This is a genomic window from Shewanella sp. SM55 (genome assembly GCF_025654025.1).
GTDB lineage: Bacteria > Pseudomonadota > Gammaproteobacteria > Enterobacterales > Shewanellaceae > Shewanella > Shewanella oncorhynchi.
Window position 1 is genome coordinate 1 of record NZ_JAKKRS010000023.1, and the last position, 20044, is coordinate 20044.

Annotated in this window: 15 protein-coding genes; 8 read left to right on the forward strand and 7 right to left on the reverse strand. The window is 42.9% G+C overall.

Going from position 1 to position 20044, the window contains the following annotated elements:
• Positions 1-1863: 1863 nt before the first annotated feature.
• Genes L5L91_RS21820 through L5L91_RS21835 form a run of 4 tightly spaced genes read right to left on the reverse strand, consistent with a single transcriptional unit; the run spans position 1864 to position 6906 of the window.
• Positions 1864-3438 carry a TniQ family protein gene (locus tag L5L91_RS21820; protein WP_263237734.1) on the reverse strand — a complete coding sequence of 525 codons (1575 nt, stop codon included), beginning with the start codon at positions 3436-3438 and terminating at the stop codon, positions 1864-1866.
• Positions 3435-4349: a TniB family NTP-binding protein gene (locus tag L5L91_RS21825; RefSeq protein WP_263237735.1), complete on the reverse strand. Its 915-nt coding sequence runs from the start codon at positions 4347-4349 to the stop codon at positions 3435-3437. Before L5L91_RS21825 ends, L5L91_RS21820 begins: the two co-directional genes overlap by 4 nt.
• 9 nt (positions 4350-4358) lie before the next feature.
• Complete coding sequence (locus L5L91_RS21830) at positions 4359-6293, reverse strand: DDE-type integrase/transposase/recombinase (RefSeq protein WP_263237736.1); 1935 nt, start codon at positions 6291-6293, stop codon at positions 4359-4361.
• A complete protein-coding gene (locus L5L91_RS21835; RefSeq protein ID WP_263237738.1) occupies positions 6274-6906 on the reverse strand; it encodes a Tn7 transposase TnsA N-terminal domain-containing protein in 633 nt (210 codons plus the stop codon). Before L5L91_RS21835 ends, L5L91_RS21830 begins: the two co-directional genes overlap by 20 nt.
• A 570-nt stretch (positions 6907-7476) precedes the next feature.
• On the opposite strand from L5L91_RS21835, the gene L5L91_RS21840 reads away from it, so the two are divergent.
• From L5L91_RS21840 to L5L91_RS21845, 3 genes are all read left to right on the forward strand, one after another.
• Positions 7477-7680 carry an MbcA/ParS/Xre antitoxin family protein gene (locus tag L5L91_RS21840; RefSeq protein ID WP_063884429.1) on the forward strand — a complete coding sequence of 68 codons (204 nt, stop codon included), beginning with the start codon at positions 7477-7479 and terminating at the stop codon, positions 7678-7680.
• Between the two features lie 284 nt (positions 7681-7964).
• Positions 7965-8204 (forward strand): DUF4113 domain-containing protein, encoded by a 240-nt coding sequence (locus tag L5L91_RS22765; RefSeq protein WP_411569329.1) that lies wholly within the window; start codon positions 7965-7967, stop codon positions 8202-8204.
• Between the two features lie 188 nt (positions 8205-8392).
• A complete protein-coding gene (locus tag L5L91_RS21845; RefSeq protein WP_411569330.1) occupies positions 8393-9763 on the forward strand; it encodes a Fic family protein in 1371 nt (456 codons plus the stop codon).
• 437 nt (positions 9764-10200) lie between these two features.
• Here the strand turns inward: L5L91_RS21845 and L5L91_RS21850 are convergent, their stop codons facing one another.
• Entirely contained in the window at positions 10201-11157 is a 957-nt protein-coding gene (locus L5L91_RS21850; RefSeq protein ID WP_107948140.1) for an IS110 family transposase, read from the reverse strand.
• 677 nt (positions 11158-11834) lie between these two features.
• Here L5L91_RS21850 and L5L91_RS21855 point away from each other — a divergent pair.
• Together L5L91_RS21855 and hsdR are read left to right on the forward strand one after the other, a co-directional pair.
• Positions 11835-12209: a hypothetical protein gene (locus tag L5L91_RS21855; RefSeq protein ID WP_263237742.1), complete on the forward strand. Its 375-nt coding sequence runs from the start codon at positions 11835-11837 to the stop codon at positions 12207-12209.
• 470 nt (positions 12210-12679) lie between these two features.
• A complete protein-coding gene (gene hsdR, locus L5L91_RS21860) occupies positions 12680-15157 on the forward strand; it encodes an EcoAI/FtnUII family type I restriction enzme subunit R (RefSeq protein ID WP_263237743.1) in 2478 nt (825 codons plus the stop codon).
• A 6-nt stretch (positions 15158-15163) separates the two neighbouring features.
• On the opposite strand, the gene L5L91_RS21865 is transcribed toward hsdR, so the two are convergent.
• On the reverse strand, positions 15164-15532 hold the full coding sequence (locus L5L91_RS21865) for a hypothetical protein (RefSeq protein ID WP_263237744.1): 369 nt from the start codon (positions 15530-15532) through the stop codon (positions 15164-15166).
• Between the two features lie 79 nt (positions 15533-15611).
• On the opposite strand from L5L91_RS21865, the gene L5L91_RS21870 reads away from it, so the two are divergent.
• On the forward strand, positions 15612-15761 hold the full coding sequence (locus tag L5L91_RS21870) for a hypothetical protein (protein ID WP_220733689.1): 150 nt from the start codon (positions 15612-15614) through the stop codon (positions 15759-15761).
• A gap of 182 nt (positions 15762-15943) precedes the next feature.
• Here L5L91_RS21870 and L5L91_RS21875 read toward each other — a convergent pair whose 3' ends face one another.
• The gene (locus L5L91_RS21875; protein WP_263237745.1) at positions 15944-16351 is read right to left on the reverse strand and encodes a hypothetical protein; all 408 of its coding nucleotides are present in this window, start codon (positions 16349-16351) and stop codon (positions 15944-15946) included.
• A 251-nt stretch (positions 16352-16602) separates the two neighbouring features.
• On the opposite strand from L5L91_RS21875, the gene L5L91_RS21880 reads away from it, so the two are divergent.
• Positions 16603-18105 carry a type I restriction-modification system subunit M gene (locus L5L91_RS21880; RefSeq protein WP_263237746.1) on the forward strand — a complete coding sequence of 501 codons (1503 nt, stop codon included), beginning with the start codon at positions 16603-16605 and terminating at the stop codon, positions 18103-18105.
• Positions 18105-20003: a restriction endonuclease subunit S gene (locus tag L5L91_RS21885; RefSeq protein ID WP_263237748.1), complete on the forward strand. Its 1899-nt coding sequence runs from the start codon at positions 18105-18107 to the stop codon at positions 20001-20003. The genes L5L91_RS21880 and L5L91_RS21885 overlap by 1 nt, the downstream gene beginning before the upstream one ends.
• Positions 20004-20044 lie beyond the last annotated feature (41 nt).

Sequence of the window (20044 nt, forward strand, 5' to 3'; positions counted from 1 at the left end):
ATTATTTACGGTGGCCATTAGATCACGTGGTTTCGTCGTCTTGTGCCAACTCACCTCTAGCCTACGCCTCATATGATGTTCTTGTTCATCAGCTCGCAAATTTGCTAGCGGCTTCCTTCAGACCAATCCTCGCGGATAAGCCCTTGCCATTCGCTAGTAGTTAACGTTTAATTACAGGATGTTATTGAACGGTGACCTTCCTACAGAGGACTTTCACCTCATTAGTTCATGCCCATGCTGGGCGTACACAAGCAGCTTCACCGGACAGAATACTCGCTGCACTCGCATTTTGCCGGTGAGCTAGGCGTTAATCCATATAAATTTTTATCCGAAATTCGCCTGATACGGCCCACGTCCTAACACGCTTTTGTCCCAAAGAAGGTTAGGGCGCTTCACTCGATATCTATAAAAACTCCTGAAAATGACATATTTATGTCCATAGCAGCTCAAAATCGGCAACATCTTAGTATTTTATTGTGACTTTTTGGACAAGCATAAGCGCGTTGCTAGGTGTTTCTGGCTAGTTTGCGAGTCCAATATACCAAAGCATTCACGTAGCGACGATTAAATTGTTTAAGATACAGTCAAGTGGAACTGGTGATGTGTTCGAACGACTCCGATGTTGATAAATCACGTCATCAACATTACAACAAATTAATCGGTAAGATTAAGCAGTGGAAATATAGCTACGAACCAATTTCAATTAAGCTTGGTAAACCTATGAATTATTGTAAGTAATCATTCTAATGGAGCGACATAATTTGATTGGGGCATTGTTTCATAAAATTCATTTCTAACACGTCATCTATACTTCAAAAGTGTTCGCATAGCTGCGTGTGAGATGCGCTTTGTCAAAAAGCAGCAAACACAAAGTTTAATGCGCTCTGGATGAACAGCTTTGCACCATAATGGAGCAAAGCTGTTGGCGGAGTGAATTATAGCCTTGATATATAATAACAAAAGTCAGACTCACGAAATGACACAAAACTCATTTGGAATGACAAGCCACACACATGTGGCTTGTCATACAAAATGAGTTTGGGAAATGCGTAGAAACAACGAGTTAGAAAATACGATTTTCTTTGGAAGGCTTTAAATTGTCATAATTTATGATTTTAAGCGCTTTTTTGTCAAAGAATATGATTTTAAGCGCTAATAAATTAATCAGCATCTGATTGAAGATGGCCGAAATATGACTTTATTTATATTTAATAATATAGTTTTTTAAGTAATTTATCACTCTATTTTTATCAGAAGTGTAAGCATGGAATTAAAGTGAAGACTATTTGAATTCAACGAAGACAATCTTTTGAGAAAAAATCACGATCAAAATAACTAATTGATTGAGTGCACAGAGAAAGCACTTGGATGCCGTTGTGGAGCAGCTTGATGCACGTCAATGCCATCCTTTGTGATGTAGAAAAGACATCAAAGCTCATCACGGCCGAGTGTTCGTTCATTTTTATCACCATGACCGAGAGGGCCTTGAAGACATGTTGTTCTTAGCGTTGAAGCCATTGAGTAAGCGCCTTGATAAGTTACCATTGACGCGGGCTTTGTTGAAAAAGCTTGGATTGAAGTGAGTGTTGTATAGGCTACGCGCAATGAGGTGAGCTTGTGGCGTCTTATATGATCTTTATCAGGCGTTAAGGCATCTGGGGTCGACTGCGCGCAATTCGTGCTTATGTTAAATCGGCAAGTTTACCCTGATTTATAGCCGTTTTAAGGCAAAATCGCCCGCAAATGTCGATTTATACGCATTTAATCGGCGATTTAGCGTTGCAACAGCATGAAAGTTTATAACCGTTTGTGGCTCACATTGCCCTTGGAATTGTCGAAGCGTCGCTTCATGCAAAAATGACACTACACCACCCATTTTGGATTGTTTTCTAATTGAAGTTCGGCTCGGCTGTCGGTGAGCACTGCCAATTGCGCTAACTGTTCATGGGTCAACAGAGTGCAATACGTTGAGCTAAAAATGGGGATAATTTGTGCCTCGACCATCACACGCTCAACACTATAACGGTGGTAACTACGCAGGTAACACCAGCGCTGTAATGATGAATATTGCACTAACACTGCCTGCAATGACGCGCGTGTGATGTCACGATTGCGGCTGCAGGCAAATAGCCCTGGGCGGATCATCTCCTTCATTCCCGCAAAATGGATCCTCAAACGCCTAGCAACCCACTTTTGCGATTTGTCTTCTTGTGGATCAAATACTTCATTATCTTCGACAAACTGTTTCACATCCTCAGCGGCCAGGTGGAGTGTTAATTGCTCATTGTAGCTGGCCAAGGCTATTCGAAATTTTCCCTGATGGATCCCCTCGAACAGTCGACTGAACTCGATGCCATACATCATAAGCAGTTTGTTAAAACTCTGTTCAGGGTAATAGGCACATTTATCTTGGCTAATACGTGTCTTAAACCAGCGATAAATTTGGCGCATATCATAAGTTCGGTGCCGTGAATTGGATAGGTGGTATAGGCTATCAAAATGGCCACTGTCCTCGAGAATACTCAGTTGAACAGCTGTTAAGTCGAGCAGCTGACGCAGGTAAAATGTACTCACTCGACACGCTAAAGGCACTGTAATGTGTGGATGTTTATCCACTCTGTCGTGCACGGTATAACTGGGCCATGTGGATTGGGTTTCAGCCACCTGAGCCGGTAAGCCATTCAGCTCACGCAAGCTGGTGAGGGGGGACTGCACATGATGTTCACCAAAGAGGCTGAGATAGTGACGATCTTCGGCACATTGTTTGCCCCAAATCAGGTCAAAACGGCCTTGCAACAGGTGAAATGCATCGAGAATGTACTGACTGTCTAGACTCAATTTGTGGTTTGGTGGAAGGGGATCGAGATCGGTCGGATAAATCAGACGGGTGATTGCCCGATGCAATAAGTGCAACCGCTCCTCTGCGCCTTCTTCTTGTTCAATCCATTGTTGATAATCAACATCGATTTCATGGTTGGCGGGTAAAGTGGCCCAGGGTTTTTTGCACTGCAAACAGTGACTAAATAGATGCTGCTGCCAAGTGAGGGGATGCTGACAACAGGGACACTGATCAATGCGTTTACAACGATGTTTTACACAAAATAGCGCTGTCTTAAAGTGCTCGACATGACGCACGTACGGTGTGGTGCCGATGCAAATAGGACAAAATCTGGGGGAGTGTTGATAGAACATCCGCGCTGGCATGGACCTTGGGATCTCCTCCATGCGCGGTAGAAACTCCGAGTGGGGAAGGTGGGTTAATTGCACTAGGCGGTCAAGCGAGACATCCGGATCGATTTTGGTTTTCTTTATCCCCATGACCAATAAAAATTCGGCCATGGTTGACCAGCCATTGACGGTGGCTAGCCGACATAGGTAGGACGGCAGGGATTCGGCCTCATAGGGGCGCAATCTGATGGGTAATGTCACTGCACTCATGAAAAATACCACTTTTCTAATTGGTTGCTCGTGATTAAAAACGGACAATGTGAGATGTCATGATCAGCAATATCACGGAACGCGGTGGAAAAATCGAGTAACGTCGCCTTCTTACCGTCAAGGCTATTCTCGATCACAAACTCCAAAATTTTAATAATGATAGAAATTTTTCCGCGACTGGCGGCAAGGAGACGACGAGCAACATTCGGATCGATGAGATTAATGGTTTTGATTGGCATGAAAGACGCAATCGAGTGGAGAAATGAAACATACAGATCATAGGCCGTGTATTCCTCAGTGATGAGTTCATCAGTCATACTAAAAGGCTTGAGCGTCACCGATTTCGAAAATCGTCGTGCTAATTGCGGATCCATGCTCAATAGATCTGTCGCGTCAGGCATACCAACGAGGACGACCGGACAGTTTGTTTCGGTCATCAGGTTTTTAACGAGATTGATAACTGGCCGCGTTTTTTTCTGGGCATTACGCTCAGTTAGATGTTGAATTTCATCAAAAATGATGATTTTTGTATCGAGCTCATGGATCAAGGTGGTGATCCGAGTGAACATACTGTTGGCGGTTCCTCTGTCTGGCGTCGGGCAACCCAAGACTTTCAGTAGTGCGGAGCACAAGCTTTTCACACTGGCATCCACAGGGGTCACGACATTGGCGACTGTTTTGTAGGAATGTGTTTCTGTTGCAGGTCGACTGAATCGTTGTTCAAACAGTCTCAGCGCTGTGGATTTACCAAGACCAGAATCGCCAACAATCATCAGCCCAGTCGGATTAAGGCCAGTTGTTTTCAGGCTGCGTTCTAATGCCGCAATCACTGCATTGCACTCAAAGTGGTAAACTGAACGAGATAAAAATGCTGTGGTAATAGGCTTTCGTTGAGGTTGATAGTGATCCATGTGTTATTCCTAGCTGGTTTGGTAATTGATTATTTTAGGGATCACGGCGGATTCTGGGACATCGCTGCCCGTCGGTTTTGCTGGCGATAATACCAGCGCTTGATGAGCCACTTTTTCACGTTTAGTTAACATGTCTTGAATAACATCTTGAGTCAGCGGTGTGTCCATGGACAACGCCTCATCGGCAAGATTGTGGCTCGTTTTCACGTCTCGAGCGGCTTTCTTTTTACGCTCGAGAGCCTGTTTTGTGATATCGTTGACCTTCAGTTCGCCTGCGTTCGGCATGAAAATTTTCTTGGTCATTTTCAGTTGCAGGAAGGTTTTTCCCCAAGCTAATTTGTTGGTGTTAGGCACAGTTAACACAGATTGGTTTAACGGGTTAATGACCATGATATTACTGGCGTTTAGCTCATCAACATAAAAAGTGACTTTGCCGCGATCACGACTATTCTTTTTTAATTGTTCAAAAAGGTTTCGTAATTCCATGGAATTAAAAAACTGATTTTTATACTGCAATCCCTTTAATTGCTGGAGTGTGCCTCGTTTTTGTTGCCGCAGGTAAAGATCAAATATCGCAACATTGGCAGGCACAATAGCCGGAGAATAGCGAATATGTGTGTTCCACATCGCTATTGGCGTTTGATTTCCTACTCCTGCATGCGCTTCTTGATGGTATATATCATTGATGAGAATACAGACAATCTTTTCGAATTCCTCGACCGTCAGGGTGGCATAGTGCTTTGCCGGGTGATCATAGGTGAAACCATCCGTTAATTTTCCGACATATCCAGGTATCCCCTTGAGTTTGTCGCGTAACGTACTATTAAAGCGTTCAATAAAACTGTGTTTCCAGGGCTGGCGTGACGGCCCAGCGATTCGATTGATCTTGAGTTGAGCTAATAGTGCGTCGAATGATTCATTAATGAATGCTGCGCCAGAATCGACGTACAGATCCATGGGCGTACCATGGCATGTCCATGGATTTTCCATAAAGGAATATTGTTGATTGGATTTGGGCAAAATGGCATGGCGTAATGCGCTCACCGCTGCATTAGTGGTTTCTCCTTCTTGGATACTGATATGCATTCCCATAATGCAGCGGCTAAAAGCATCAATCATCAAGAAAATGATCGGCTTCCCAACGATATCGCCCTGTTGATCAACGAGATAAATACCGACGTGAACCGCATCCATTTCACATCTTTCAAATAGCCCATTGACCTGATATTGATGGTTTGCAGTGCGCAGATATTTATTTGCAGCGATCGAACCTTGCCGCCGCCTAATAATAACGCTTTCATCTAATTTTTTTATTTCTCTGTAAAATGTCGATTTTGATATCATTGGGCAGTCAAGTGCCATGCGCCTGTGTTGTTGCATAAGCGTTCGGTAACAATCCGCCGCGTTGGGGCCATTAAGAGTCAGATAAAAACTATCAATGACATCGTCGACGAGAGAACGCATCGCTGCATCGATTCTGCAGCTGAGTGTCAGGTTTGGATCGTGTTTTCTGGAGGCCAGCAGATAGATGAATTGTCTATTATTGTTTAGCCATTTTGAATACCAGCGCCGTAGTGTTGATGTTGATGGACGGCAATTCACCGGTTCATTTAATATCTCTCCGCATGTCGAAATAGCCATATTGAGTGAACGTATTGCACCTGGGTATTCGAGTTTGTCTAGATAGTTTAGGTAGGTGTTATAACGCCGAAGATCAGCCTTCTGTTGTTCGTTTAGCCAAGATTGGTCAAGATTCAGATTTGTCTTAGGGAGGCTCAAACTTCCTAGTTGATATTCAGACAATAGCTGGTCAATCGATAACACCTGATGATGTTTGCTGTCCACAACCTCTAGTGTCACTAACGTGTCATCGAGCATGACTATCCGGTAGTCACGATTATTGCGACAAATAACCATATTGGCTTTAAAGATTTGTTGAGCCATAAGATCTTTCCAGATGAGTTAATGGGCTTAACATACAAGTTAAGTCGAATGTGTAGCATCGATTTGCTAATAGGATCATCGGATCATAAACATGACATTGATGAGATTCTGCCCAGCTAATGAGACCACAATATGTGATACGCGAGGGTAATTCTTGCATTACCTGCTGGCATTGTTCTGACAGCGTAAGTGACCGGTAATGATAGAGTTTTTTTAGATTTGCAATTGTACTGCCGACATAGATTTGTTCTTCAGTAACGAGCTTTAAACCATTGTCAGAGATGGCGGCAAAGGCTTTTGAGAGAATATCGAATTTTTCAATATTTTTTTGACTACCGAGTTTGTCTTTTGGTTTAATTTCCTCGAAATACACCCCTTTATGTTTATGTGAAATAATGAGATCAGGCGTATAACGTCTATTTTTTCCGTTGACGAGATATGTAAATGACGCCGGTTGGGTATTATATGCAATGACATCATCCTCAAACTCCAATAGCAATAATCGAGCAACTTCTAGTTCACTATCACAGAAACGTGTAGAATCATTTTTTTGTGAATGGAAATGAATGCGCGCCATCACTTTACTGTGTCGCGGAATTTTTCTGGGTTTCATATTAACCTCGCTTTATGGATAGATATACACATTAGTGATTCCAAATTATTGTGTAAATAAATATTTTTAGCGAACGCAAGAGAGGTTTGAATATTTTTTGAATATCGTAAATATGTTGCCACCCATCGGCGCCTCACGTTTTCATATTGACTTGTTTATATTTTTCACGAAAACACACGCTGTATTCGAGAGCAGTGACGAATGATGGTGCCAAAAATAAACAAACCTAAAATCATAAGCTTATGAATTTCACACCTATTAATTTCATATTCAATTCGGATATTATTAATACTTTGACAGTGTGGTTAATTTAACTTTCCTTTTATTTTGCCGTGCACACTTAATTTTATTTGATATATATTTCAATAGTAATGTGTATTGCAGCGTAATATACAGCCTAAAGGTATAAGCAGTTAATCGTCCAGAGTGAATTGTTATGCTAAAAAGTATTTTCAAACCTATGAATGCCGCTAAATATCTTGATGAACAGAAAATGATTATGACAGGGCTAATCATTGATGATTTTGCTACACTTGGAATGACACCTTTTACGAGAAGCGAACTAACCTTATGAACTCAACATCACTAAGTACCGAGTACCTATTTAATAGGGCATGTGAAATTTATGGTGAGAAAACCCTCGCTGAAACACTGTTTAATAGTGAAATCCCAGTACTAGGTAACAATAAGCCCATCGCATTAATGCAAACACCAGAGGGCTGTAAATTAGTCAATGAATGGCTAAATAAAATAGAAGCAGGGGAGTATTCTTAGCCTTCAATAGTGCACTGAAACGGCCATGCTCACTTGCGATCCAACATCCCATTAAGCATGCCCTGTAACACAGGGCTATAAATGTCTGAGCTTTCTCGTAAGGTTTTTGCCTGAGCGATTATCAAAGGCCTTTTTGACCTGGCCAGATGAACCCCCAAAGTACATGTTTTTGCTACCTTAATTTATTATCAAACATTAATATCGCTATAACTCATTTGGAAGGGCGTTAGTCTAAGTCTGTTGGTGGTTGAAAAGGGATGCCGAGTTGGCTTGAAACCGCTTGAATGAGAAATGCGCCGTCATCACCATTACAACATCGGTGTAGTGTTAATCGATTTAGTGAGCATAAACATCGCCGGTTAGATTTGTTCAACGCGCTAAAAGCTAACCCCGCGTTAATACAAATTCTTGATTCTAACAATCAGCGTTACGGCGCAGGCACTCTCTTAATTACCACTCAAGGTATCGCGCAAAAATGGAACACGCGCCCAGACATGTTCACACCACACTGTACGACCGGGTAGAATTGTCTGCCCGAGATAAAGTGATTAGAGAGATTTACACGTTTGCCCTAACTCAATGCATTCAATGAAGCCTCTGTACGTTAATTACTGTAAAGCCATGAATGAAGTTCTATGTAACAAAAAGCTCGTTCAATTCTATCAATTTGATTAATCTTGTCTCAATAACTGGATTTTTTGAGATAAAATTTATGCCAGGTCAGTATCTATCACCGCCTGAGTGTCCGTTTAGCACTATCAGTGATGTTATATTTGAGATCCGTAATCATGGTGATGATCCTAATAAATACATGGATTACATCAGTTCACTTCATATCGAGTATCATTCCTTTGATGAATTTAGACGCAGCGTTAAGCCTAGCCTAAATGTTAATTTCTGTTGGTGGTTAGTTCGGCTACATAGAGACAGTTCGCTAATCAATCTCACCCCGTTAGAAAATAAACCGTTACCACTACACCTGCCGGAGTCCGTAAACCGAGCGCTATCGCAATCTCCTGACTTCATGACATATTGCCGATTTAATCACTTGCATGAGTTTAGTCGGGTTTTGTCACAGATTGACCGCTACACCACGCATAGTGCGATGCTCGGAGTGCTTGAGCAAATCGGAGAAAGCGTACATTTTGAGCACTTTAAAAATAATTTGATTGATGATGAAGCTATATCGAGTAGTCAGCTAGAGGGCGCTGCAACAACGACGCTGATTGCGAAAGAAATGCTCCGAAAGAAGCGTAGGCCTTGTACTGATGGTGAGCGGATGATTGTTGGGAATGCTGACTTAATGAATGCAGCGTGGGACCTCAAGGATGAGGCATTCAGTATTGATTTGATAAAAACCTTACATAGAATGGGTACGCAGCACTTAGAGCAAAAAAACTACACCTCTGGGATATTTAGAACCACAGATGATATTGCGGTTGTGAACGCTGATGGTGAGGTCGTTCATCAGCCACCAAAGCATGATGCTATTGAGTGCCTATTATCCCGCGTCGTGAATTGGTTAAACTCGACTGACGATCACATTCATCCGGTTATACAGGCCATTACTCTTCATTTTGTCATTGGCTATGTTCATCCGTTCCGTGATGGTAATGGACGGATAGCAAGAGCTTTGTTTTATTGGTATCTGTTTAAGTGTGGTTATACGGGTTTCCGCTATATTGCGATTTCAGCACTGTTGAAAAAATCGCCCACTAAATACGGTCAGAGCTATCTGGATTGTGAGCAGGACAACTTAGATTTAACCTATTTTATTCGATATCAGTTAAGTATTATCAATCGTGCCATTACTGAATTCGTTTCTGCATACCAGCGTGCAGCATATCGAATGACTGAATTGGCCGAGCAGTATTCTGATTTAGATGATATTGAGAAAAAAATTATTGGTTTTGTTGCTGGTGAGCCTCGTTATCGAAAAAAACCGACAATTACAGCCAGAGAGGTCGAAAAACTACTGGGGCTTAGTTATAACACGGTTAAGCAAAGACTTGATGAAATGGTTACTGCTGGAATACTCAGACGTGAAAAAATAGGTAAAGCGACAGAATATTTTTTAGGATGAACATCATCAGCAGTGTTGTCACGTGAAGAAAGACTGATGAAATTTAATGGAACATACAACTTTATGAAAATGTATGGCAGCCCCTAGCTCGTTGTAGTGTGTGTTGCGTTAATCTTAGATTTCTTCGTGGTAATGGCTCGCAATCTTAACGCGCTTTAGCCCCAATCCTAGAGTCAGTATCATACTGATGATCTTCCTTAAGATGAAACAGTTCCAAATTTTCTTATGGTGGGTACTGAAAGGGCGAATCTATCACGCTCATTCACCCTCGAATATCGCGTTTCTATAAACGATAAGAGCCACATTAAGTGGCTCTCTTACGCGCTACCTGCGGTCAATACGCTATGCGCGGAAGAGAACAGGGCTATTTGAATTCATCTGTCTACGAGTGTAGCCGAAGCCGCGTTTCTCATAACAAGAGACTATGGCGTCAATAACTAATTTATCGCTTTTGGCGCTTCCCATAGGGCACCGTCTCTCAACATCGAATTTAACGTCACCACCATCTTCCTAATACAGGCAATGATAGCCACTTTTTTAGGTTTCCCTGTGGCAACTAATCGCTGATAGGTGCTCTTAAAAACCGGGTTAGATTGTATGGCTGACATCATTGCCATATATAAAACCGTTCTCACTTGATGCCTTCCTCCTTGTATTTTTCGCATGCCTTTAAAGCGCCCGCTTTCTTTATTCATCGGTGCCACACCGACCAATGCGCTTGCTTCCTTGTTACTGATATAACCCAATTCTGGTAAGTTACTGATGATGGAAGCTGCGGCGATTTTACCGATACCTTTCATACTCTGAAGCAGTATATTTTTCGCTTGATAATCAGGGTTTGACTCAATGAGTTTAACGATTTTTATTTCAATCTTTTCAATCTGATTTTTGAACGCCGTTAAAATAGGTTTAATGGTCATTTCAAGTTCTTTTGGCAATATTTGAAGGCGGTTTTTTTCCATCGTCTGCATCACCAATAGTTGATTTCGTCTTGCGACTAAATCACTCATAGCACGCATTACATCAGGTTTTAAAGTTGATAAGGTCGGCTTAATCGCTTCGCTGTAATGCGCTATAAGTTGCGCATCAAGCTTGTCAGTTTTTGCCCGTTGACCAATGGCACCAGCAAAGCGTTTTATGTGAACAGGGTTTGCGATGACAAAAGGTAAGTTTGCCTCAGCGCAGGCCATAATGAAGGGCATTTCAAGACGACCTGTCGCTTCGATAACGATGCGCTCAGGAGTGTATTTTTTAATAGTTTTGACGGCCTCTTTAATCCCTTTTTCATCGTTCGATACAGTGAAATAGATATTGAGAGGGCGGATATAAATGTCGAGTTGAAACTTGCCAGTATCAACACCTACGTTAATGTTTTGATTAGAAGTTGTTTTCATAATAAGCTAACTCTTGCTTGCAAATGCGGGTTCGAGACCCAGTAGACTATTCGAGTATTTTGCTTGGAGTCCTTTGTCGCGTTCTTTCTTGTTATCGGTCTCTCAATAGAGGAGCCAGCGTTCAATCGAACTACGACAAGGAAAGCTTTAGTTGCAGCTAAAGCCTGGGTCTCACATTACCCGAAACTGGAAATTATTTGTAATCAGGTGAGTTTATTATCCATACAAGCGTTAGTAGTATATTTTTGGAACCGGAATCTGTCGAATTTAAATCTGGCTATTCATACTGAGTGAGAATGCTGGCAAAGTTATGCCCCAAGGAAAGTTAACGAGTTGTCTGTGGCTCAATCTAAAGCAGACTCTCTGGCCTAGAAATTTTCATGCATATAACTCAAATGTTGCAATTCCTTGCTATGCCTAAAAACTGGACAGGAATACAGTCATATTCAAATTATGAGGATTTTGAAAAATTTTAATCCTACCTTCGTCCGCGTTTTCAAATTTGCTCACCAATAAAAAAATTAAAATAAAATAGTTACAAATACCATGGATTAGATAAGAGGTTTGAGTGATCTACGAAATTCGAATTAATGATGTAGTAATTGGTACTACCAACTTAGAAGGTGGTGATCCGCCGATGGGGTTCGTATTCGTCACTGTCACTCCAACTGAAAACTATGAGTTTTTATCTGGGGGGCTTGCACAATGATCCCGAGCAGATGATGAACATTAAGGCGTTGCGGTTAGGGCTTTATCGCTGGGGCCGTTATTGGGTGCACCAAGAGTTAGGCAAGGGGTTTTCGAACCGCAGCGCCTGCGACCGTTTAGGCGAAGCGCTGGGCGGCGGCAACTTAAAGCACGAACTCAACGTGCCTGCCCACGTCGCCCATTATGACCACCTCGTTGAGCTGTTATCCATTAACTGCAAACGCGCCATCCGCGCCCATTATCTGTGCAAAGAGCAGTGGGCCTTAATGGGATTTGACAGCAAAAAGTCCTATATCTTCTGGCTAAGAAAAGCCGAAATGGCACTGCTGGATAGGATGAATTAGAAGGAACGCCCTCTTACGAGGGCTGGCGGGTTAGACGGTTGTCCACCAAGACTGCTAACCCGTTACTAGTACTTTATCAAATGGCAGTCGCCACCACAAAATTCAGATAATAACCGCGACATTCTAATTTAGGCAAAGAGGCATTACTCTTTGGTTTAAGCTGTACAAATTACTCAATTGCTTAGTGTCGTACCATGGTGCTGAACTCGAGAGTTGGTTGCACACCTTTGACGCATTCATCAAAAATAATCACTTCCGCTATCGTTTAAACTTATTAATATTTCACCCCGAGTCACCCTTTTCCTCCTATCAATAAGTAAGTTCATCCTCATAGTTTGGTTTTGATATAAAACACAAAATAAACAAATTGTCAGGTCATTGCCGTTCAAATCTTAGGACACTCAAGGACTTTGTGGCAAACTCCACAATCTAAGTATTCGGTTATCTATCTAGAGGGAATTGGATTAGTAATGGTCAACCATAACGCGAACATCAATAAAGCAAAGTTAACCGAAACAGATATCATCACAAAGTTCATCATGCCTGCGGTAAAAAATGCTGGTTGGGATGATATGACGCAAATTCGCCAGGAGGTGAAGTTGCGTGATGGTAAGGTGATTGTGCGGGGTCAAATGGGCATGCGCACAACAGTTAAGTCAGCCGACATTGTGCTCTACCATAAACCGAGTATGCCGCTGGCGGTTATTGAGGCTAAAGCGAATAAGCATGAAGTCGGTAAGGGCATACAACAAGCACTCGATTATGCTCATTTGCTCGATGTTCCCTTTGTTTTTGCCTCTAACGGTGATGGTTTTATCTTCCATGACAAGACCCATGCCATCACAAACAGCCCAGGCACGCCAGATGCTCACAACCTTGAATCCGAAATCCGTTTAGAAGATTTTCCTAGTCCTGAAGAACTTTGGGCCAAATACTGTATTTGGAAAGGTTATACCGCAGCGCAGTTACCTATTATTAATGAAGCCTATTACGATGACGGCACGGGTAAGCACCCGCGTTATTATCAGTTGCAAGCCATCAATAAAACCGTTGAAGCTATCTCATCGGGTAAAGATCGGGTATTGCTGGTGATGGCAACGGGCACAGGTAAAACCTATACAGCGTTTCAAATCATTTGGCGGTTATGGAAATCCCGTGCCAAGAAACGCATTTTATTCCTCGCTGACCGTAATATTTTGGTCGATCAAACTCGCATAAACGATTTTCAGCCCTTTGGCACATCGATGACCAAAATTACTGGCCGAACAGTCGATCCTGCTTATGAAATCCATCTAGCACTTTATCAAGCACTGACTGGCCCTGATGAGAGTCAAAAAGCGTTCAAACAAGTCGCTCCAGACTTTTTTGACCTGATCATTATTGATGAATGTCATCGTGGCAGTGCCAGTGACGACAGCGCTTGGCGCGAAATTCTGGAGTATTTCAGCAGTGCCGCACAAGTGGGCTTAACCGCAACACCAAAAGAAACCGATGAGGTCTCTAATTCTGATTATTTTGGCGATCCGCTTTACACCTATTCGCTCAAAGAAGGTATCGACGATGGTTTCTTAGCGCCTTATAAAGTGGTTCGTGTGGATATTGATGTGGACTTACAAGGCTGGCGACCCACAAAGGGCCAAATCGACAACAATGGCGAAGTGATTGAAGACAGGATCTATAACCAAAAAGACTTTGACCGCACTATGGTGATTGATGAGCGTACTCAGTTGGTGGCCGAAACCATAACTAACTACCTTAAACGCACCGATCCTATGGGTAAAACCATTGTTTTTTGCAACGATATTGATCACGCCGAACGGATGCGCCGCGCACTTGCCAATCTTAACCCTGAGCAAATGGCGAAAAATGACAAATACGTTATGAAGATCACCGGTGATGATGAACTCGGCAAAGCCCAGCTGGATAACTTCATCAACCCTAAAAAGGCCTATCCGGTTATTGCGACCACCTCAGAACTCATGACCACAGGTGTCGATGCGAAAACCTGTAAGTTAGTGGTGCTCGATCAAAATATTCAATCCATGACTAAATTTAAGCAGATCATCGGTCGCGGCACTCGAATAGATGATAAATACAATAAGTTATGGTTTACCATTCTGGATTTCAAAAAGGCAACCGAGTTATTTGCCGACGAACGTTTTGATGGTACCCCTGAAAAAATCATTAAAGTGACGCCTGAAGACATTGAAGATGAAGACGTGGATATTGATGCCGCTGATGATGAACCAAACGAGGAAGATGTTCAGGGGGACATTCAAGATGAGCAACAAGGCGACGGCCAAGACAACACCAAAAATGATCCTCAAGGCGATGGTAGCTTTGATGAAAGTGAATGGGACGAAGGCGAAACTCGTAAGGTTAACAAGTACCGCGTATCTGGCGTGACAGTCAGCAAAGTTGCCGAGCGGGTGCAGTATTACGACAGCGACGGCAAACTGGTCACTGAATCCTTTAAGGATTACACCCGTAAAACCATGGCGAAACAGTTCAGTTCGCTTGATGAGTTTGTCAGGCGTTGGAATGACGCTGACCGTAAACAAGCGGTCATCGATGAGCTGGCGCAAGAGGGAATTATTTGGTCAGCACTTGAGGAAGAAGTGGGCAAAGACATGGATCCCTTCGATATGATTTGCCATGTCGTGTACGACCAACCGCCGTTAACCCGCGCTGAACGGGCTAATAACGTTAAAAAACGCAATTATTTCACTAAATATTCCGACACGGCCCAAGCCGTACTCGAGAATTTATTGATAAAATACGCCGATGTGGGCGTGCAAGAAATTGAAAACCGTCAGATATTGAAGGTGGCGCCCTTTACTGAACTAGGCCGCCCCATGGAAATTGTTAAAAAAGGCTTTGGGGATACCGCTGATTACGATAAGGCTATCAGAGAGCTTGAAGCAGCAATCTACCAATCTGTAGGTTAATATCACTTACTCTTGCTCTGCTCGGGCATCAAGCTCAGCAGAGATATTTCTCATGACCTTGGTCATTTCATCACTTAAACAGGTATGTGGCACATAGCGGCTATGTACGTATCCAAGCTTTAAGGTTTCATAGCCTGGTTGCTGGGCCAGTATCTCAAGGTATTGATTAAGCGTCGTTTCGGGGGTAGTTGGGCGGCTCAGCTGCTTCTTTATTTTTTCCGCAAACTTGCGCTCTTCATCAGCATCTCTCACCCCATAGGTATCATATCCATCTACATAGAGTTCTTCGTACAGCAGTCCGGCAAAGTTCGGAATACTCAGCTGTAACTTGGTAAGTATTTCTTTAATGTATTTTTGTTTCTGCAATGTCCCCATTTGTCCCTAGTCCCTATGCAATTCTATCCGTGTCTTAGCGAAGACAACCTAACTACTTACACAATTAAAGGAATTGAACATGTCCAACAATAAAACCCCGATGACACCCGCAGCCGCTGCTCGTATTCAGTCAGGCACCGCCAAGCAGAACGGTGGACAAGTTGACAAAGGCTCTTTTTCATCCCGTGCTCAAAGTGCAGCAGCAACTAATCAAAAAACCGGTAAATAAGGAGCCTGTTATGAGCAAGCCATCACCCAAACCTGCACCTGCTACACCCAAAACAGGTCAAAATCCTAATTACCCAAGCACAACGGGAAAACCATCTGGATCTGGCCGCGGAAATACACCTAAGCGTTAAATACCTCTGAATTAAGAAGCCTGCCTGTAACCGCAGGCTTTTTTATTACCGTTTAACGACAGTTACTGGCATTAATCATTAGTATTTTCTTAAAGTTATCAATGTTTTTACTTGCTTCAGCATAGCTGATTTGCTTTTGCGTTTCAGCCAGAGCACACAAACACTCTTTGCGCTTATCCCGATACCTACTCATAGTATGAAGGCTATCATTAGCGTTAATGCAGCTGTCCAGATAGGCATATTCTATCTCCATGGGATAGCGTTCAGCGTTATTGTGAAACAAGTATTCTTTCCCTGTATGGACACCGAACAAAGCGCTAACGACTATCGTCCCTGTGGCAATCCACTTGCGTTTTGAAAAGCTGAACCCTTTATAGTCCTTCTCACACTTCTTACAGCGGATATGTTCTGCATATTCAATTTCGTTATCGTGATAGCAGTGGGGGCATTCAATAATCATCGTGGCTCACTTTCGTCCATGTTAATGAGTTGTTTTAGCGCGTATTTAAGCACAAAGTCTTATTTCTTGAACAGGCTTTGTTGCCTAGAGAGACTGATTTTGTGACATATGGCATTAACAATTTGCTGTAAGGAGATTTTTCGTTCACTAAATCCTATTTTAATGCTCGCAAATGTGGCTCTCAATCAGTGTACTGACGCTGCTATTTTGGTACTATCCCAATAATTTTTAGGTATTTAGGTATTTCTCTCATGTCCATCAGCTCCGTTATTAAATCTATTCAGGACATCATGCGCAAAGACGCCGGCGTCGATGGCGATGCTCAGCGCCTCGGTCAGCTCTCATGGCTGCTATTTCTTAAGATATTTGATGCTCAAGAGCAGGAGTTGGAATTCGAGCAGGACGATTATAATGCCCCCATTCCCAGCCTGTACCTTTGGCGCAATTGGGCTGCCGATAACGAAGGGATCACAGGTGACGAGCTGCTTGAATTTGTGAATGATGAGCTATTCCCTGATCTTAAAAATCTCACCGCCCCGATAGATAAAAATCCCCGCGGTTATGTGGTAAAAGCGGCGTTTTCGGATGCCTTTAACTACATGAAAAACGGCACGCTACTGCGTCAAGTCATCAATAAACTCAATGAAATCGATTTTACTGACTCAAAAGAGCGGCATTTGTTTGGTGATTTGTACGAGCAAATCTTAAAAGACTTACAAAGCGCGGGTAATGCAGGCGAGTTCTATACTCCGCGTGCCATCACCAAGTTTATTGTGGCCGTGACAGATCCAAAGCTTAACGAGTCGATTATGGATCCGGCCTGTGGAACCGGTGGCTTTTTGGCCTGTGCCTTTGATCATGTTAAAGCCAATTACGTCAAGACAGCGGATGATCATCAAACCCTGCAACAGCAAATTCATGGGGTAGAGAAAAAGCAATTACCGCACTTATTGTGTACCACCAACATGATGCTGCACGGCATTGAAGTGCCGGTGCAAATTAAACACGGCAATACCTTAAACAAACCGTTATCAAGCTGGGATGAAGATATTGATGTCATCATCACCAACCCGCCTTTCGGCGGCACCGAAGAGGACGGGATTGAAAAAAACTTCCCTAGCGAGTTCCAAACCCGCGAAACCGCCGACTTATTCCTGCAGTTGATTATCGAAGTGCTTGCCCCTGCAACAAATGGCAAGGGCGGCCGCGCAGCCGTGGTATTGCCCGATGGCACCTTGTTTGGTGAAGGCGTTAAAACCAAAATTAAAAAAATGCTGCTCGAAGAATGTAATCTGCACACCATAGTGCGTTTACCTAACGGTGTGTTTAATCCTTACACTGGCATTAAAACCAATATCCTGTTTTTCACTAAAGGCATGCCTACTAAAAATGTCTGGTTTTACGAGCATCCCTACCCAGCAGGTGTAAAAAACTACAACAAAACCAAGCCAATGAAGTTCGAAGAGTTTGAGACAGAACTCGCGTGGTGGGGCGATGAAGCCGATGGTTTTGCAGCGCGGGTCGAAAACGAGCAAGCGTGGAAAGTCTCCATCGACGACATTATTACCCGTAACTACAACCTTGATATTAAAAACCCGCATGTGGGCGAGGTGGTAAGCCACGACCCGCAAACCTTGTTAGCCGATTACGCTAAACAACAAGCGGATATTCAAGCCTTGCGTGACCAACTCAAAGGCATCTTGTCTGCGGCATTATCTTCCCCTACACAATCATCAGACGGTGAGGGCAAGTAATGGCTAATTTATCCATACCAAACGCTCACGCTCGCAATATCGAATCTGCGCCAACGTCTGAAAATTTAATTACCACGCACCTTGATATTTGGACGACCGCCATTGAGCAAAAGTCCTCAGCAGGCCGCGGTAGTTCTAATAAATTTTCGCTTTATGGCATTAAAAAACTGCGTGAATTGATTTTAGAACTCGCCGTGCGCGGTAAGTTAGTGCCACAGGCCAGCCGCGAGGCGAGAAATAGTCCGAATTATGAACCCGCGTCAGTATTGCTAGAACGCATTGCTGCTGAAAAAGCGCAATTGGTGAAGGAGGGCAAGCTTAAAAAGCAAAAGCCGTTGCTTGAGATTGGTGAGGATGAAAAGCCGTTTGAATTGCCGAATGGTTGGGAGTGGGCATTCTTTGGTGATATCTGTGAAATAGAAAGAGGTGGATCTCCTCGACCAATTAAGTCCTTTATCACTGAGGAATCTAATGGCTTAAATTGGATTAAAATTGGTGACACTGAGATCGGAGGAAAATATATCACTAAATCAGCTGAGAAAATTAGACCTGAAGGTTTAACCAAAACTCGACAAGTATTTCCAGGTGATTTCCTTCTAACTAACTCAATGAGTTTTGGCCGACCTTACATCACTAAAATTGAAGGTTGTATACACGATGGCTGGTTAAGGATTAGTCCGCCTAAGCCGTTAGATAAAAATTACTTATTTAGCCTTCTTTCATCTCCATTTATTATTCGTTCATTTAAGAAAAGTGCCGCTGGAGCGGTTGTTATGAACTTAAATGCAGATAAAGTAAAAGAAACAATTATCGCAGTACCTCCTACCGAAGAACAACACCGAATCGTCGCTAAAGTCGATGAGTTGATGAGCTTGTGTGATGCCCTTGAAGCGCAAACCGAAGCGAGCATTGCGGCACACCAAACCTTAGTCGAAACCTTGCTCAATGCGCTGCTACTGCCACTGCCACAAACGGCTGCTAATACTGCAAGTCAATCTGATGCCAGCCTTGAACCGCAGCCTTTTACAAATAGTTTTGATAAGGATTGGCAACGTGTTGCCGAGCACTTCGACACCTTATTCACTACTAGTGCCAGCATCGATACGCTAAAGCAAACCATCCTCCAACTTGCCGTGATGGGTAAGCTTGTCAAACAAGACCCTAATGACGAACCAGCAGCCAAACTACTCGCGCGTATCGCCAAAGAAAAAGCCCAGCTGATCAAAGAGGGAAAAATCAAAAAGCAGAAACCACTACCTGCCATCACCGACGAAGAAAAACCGTTTGAACTACCGAATGGGTGGGAGTGGTGCAGGTTTGGCGCTGTCTTTATCGATCTAAAATATGGAACCTCACAAAAATCTGATTATGGAATTGATGGACAAGCAGTTTTAAGAATACCAAATGTTGTTAAAGGCTTTGTTTGTATCGAGGACCTGAAGTACTCAAAACTTACAAATAAAGAAAAAGAAGACTTAAGACTGCTAAGTGGGGATTTACTTTTTATCAGGTCAAATGGAAGCTTAGGAATAGTCGGAAATTGTACAGTTGTTGACAGAGACCTTGAAGATTTTGCTTATGCCGGATATTTAGTCCGAACCAGACTTCCTTTGGAGTTTGTATCACCTAAATTCATAGCATTAGTAATGAAAACTACAGATATACGCGATCAAATTGAGAAGCCAATAAGAACAACATCTGGAGTTAAAAATATCAATTCTACAGAGTTGGGGCAACTTATTTTCACAATGCCATCACTCACAGAACAACACCGCATTGTCGCTAAAGTCGATGAGTTAATGGCGCTTTGCGACCAACTCAAAGCCCGTTTAAGTGATGCCCAAACCACTCAACTGCACCTCACCGACGCCATCGTCGAACAGGCTGTGTTGCAGTAACAGTATATGAATAGTTTCCTTATCAAGGAAGAGACAAAGTA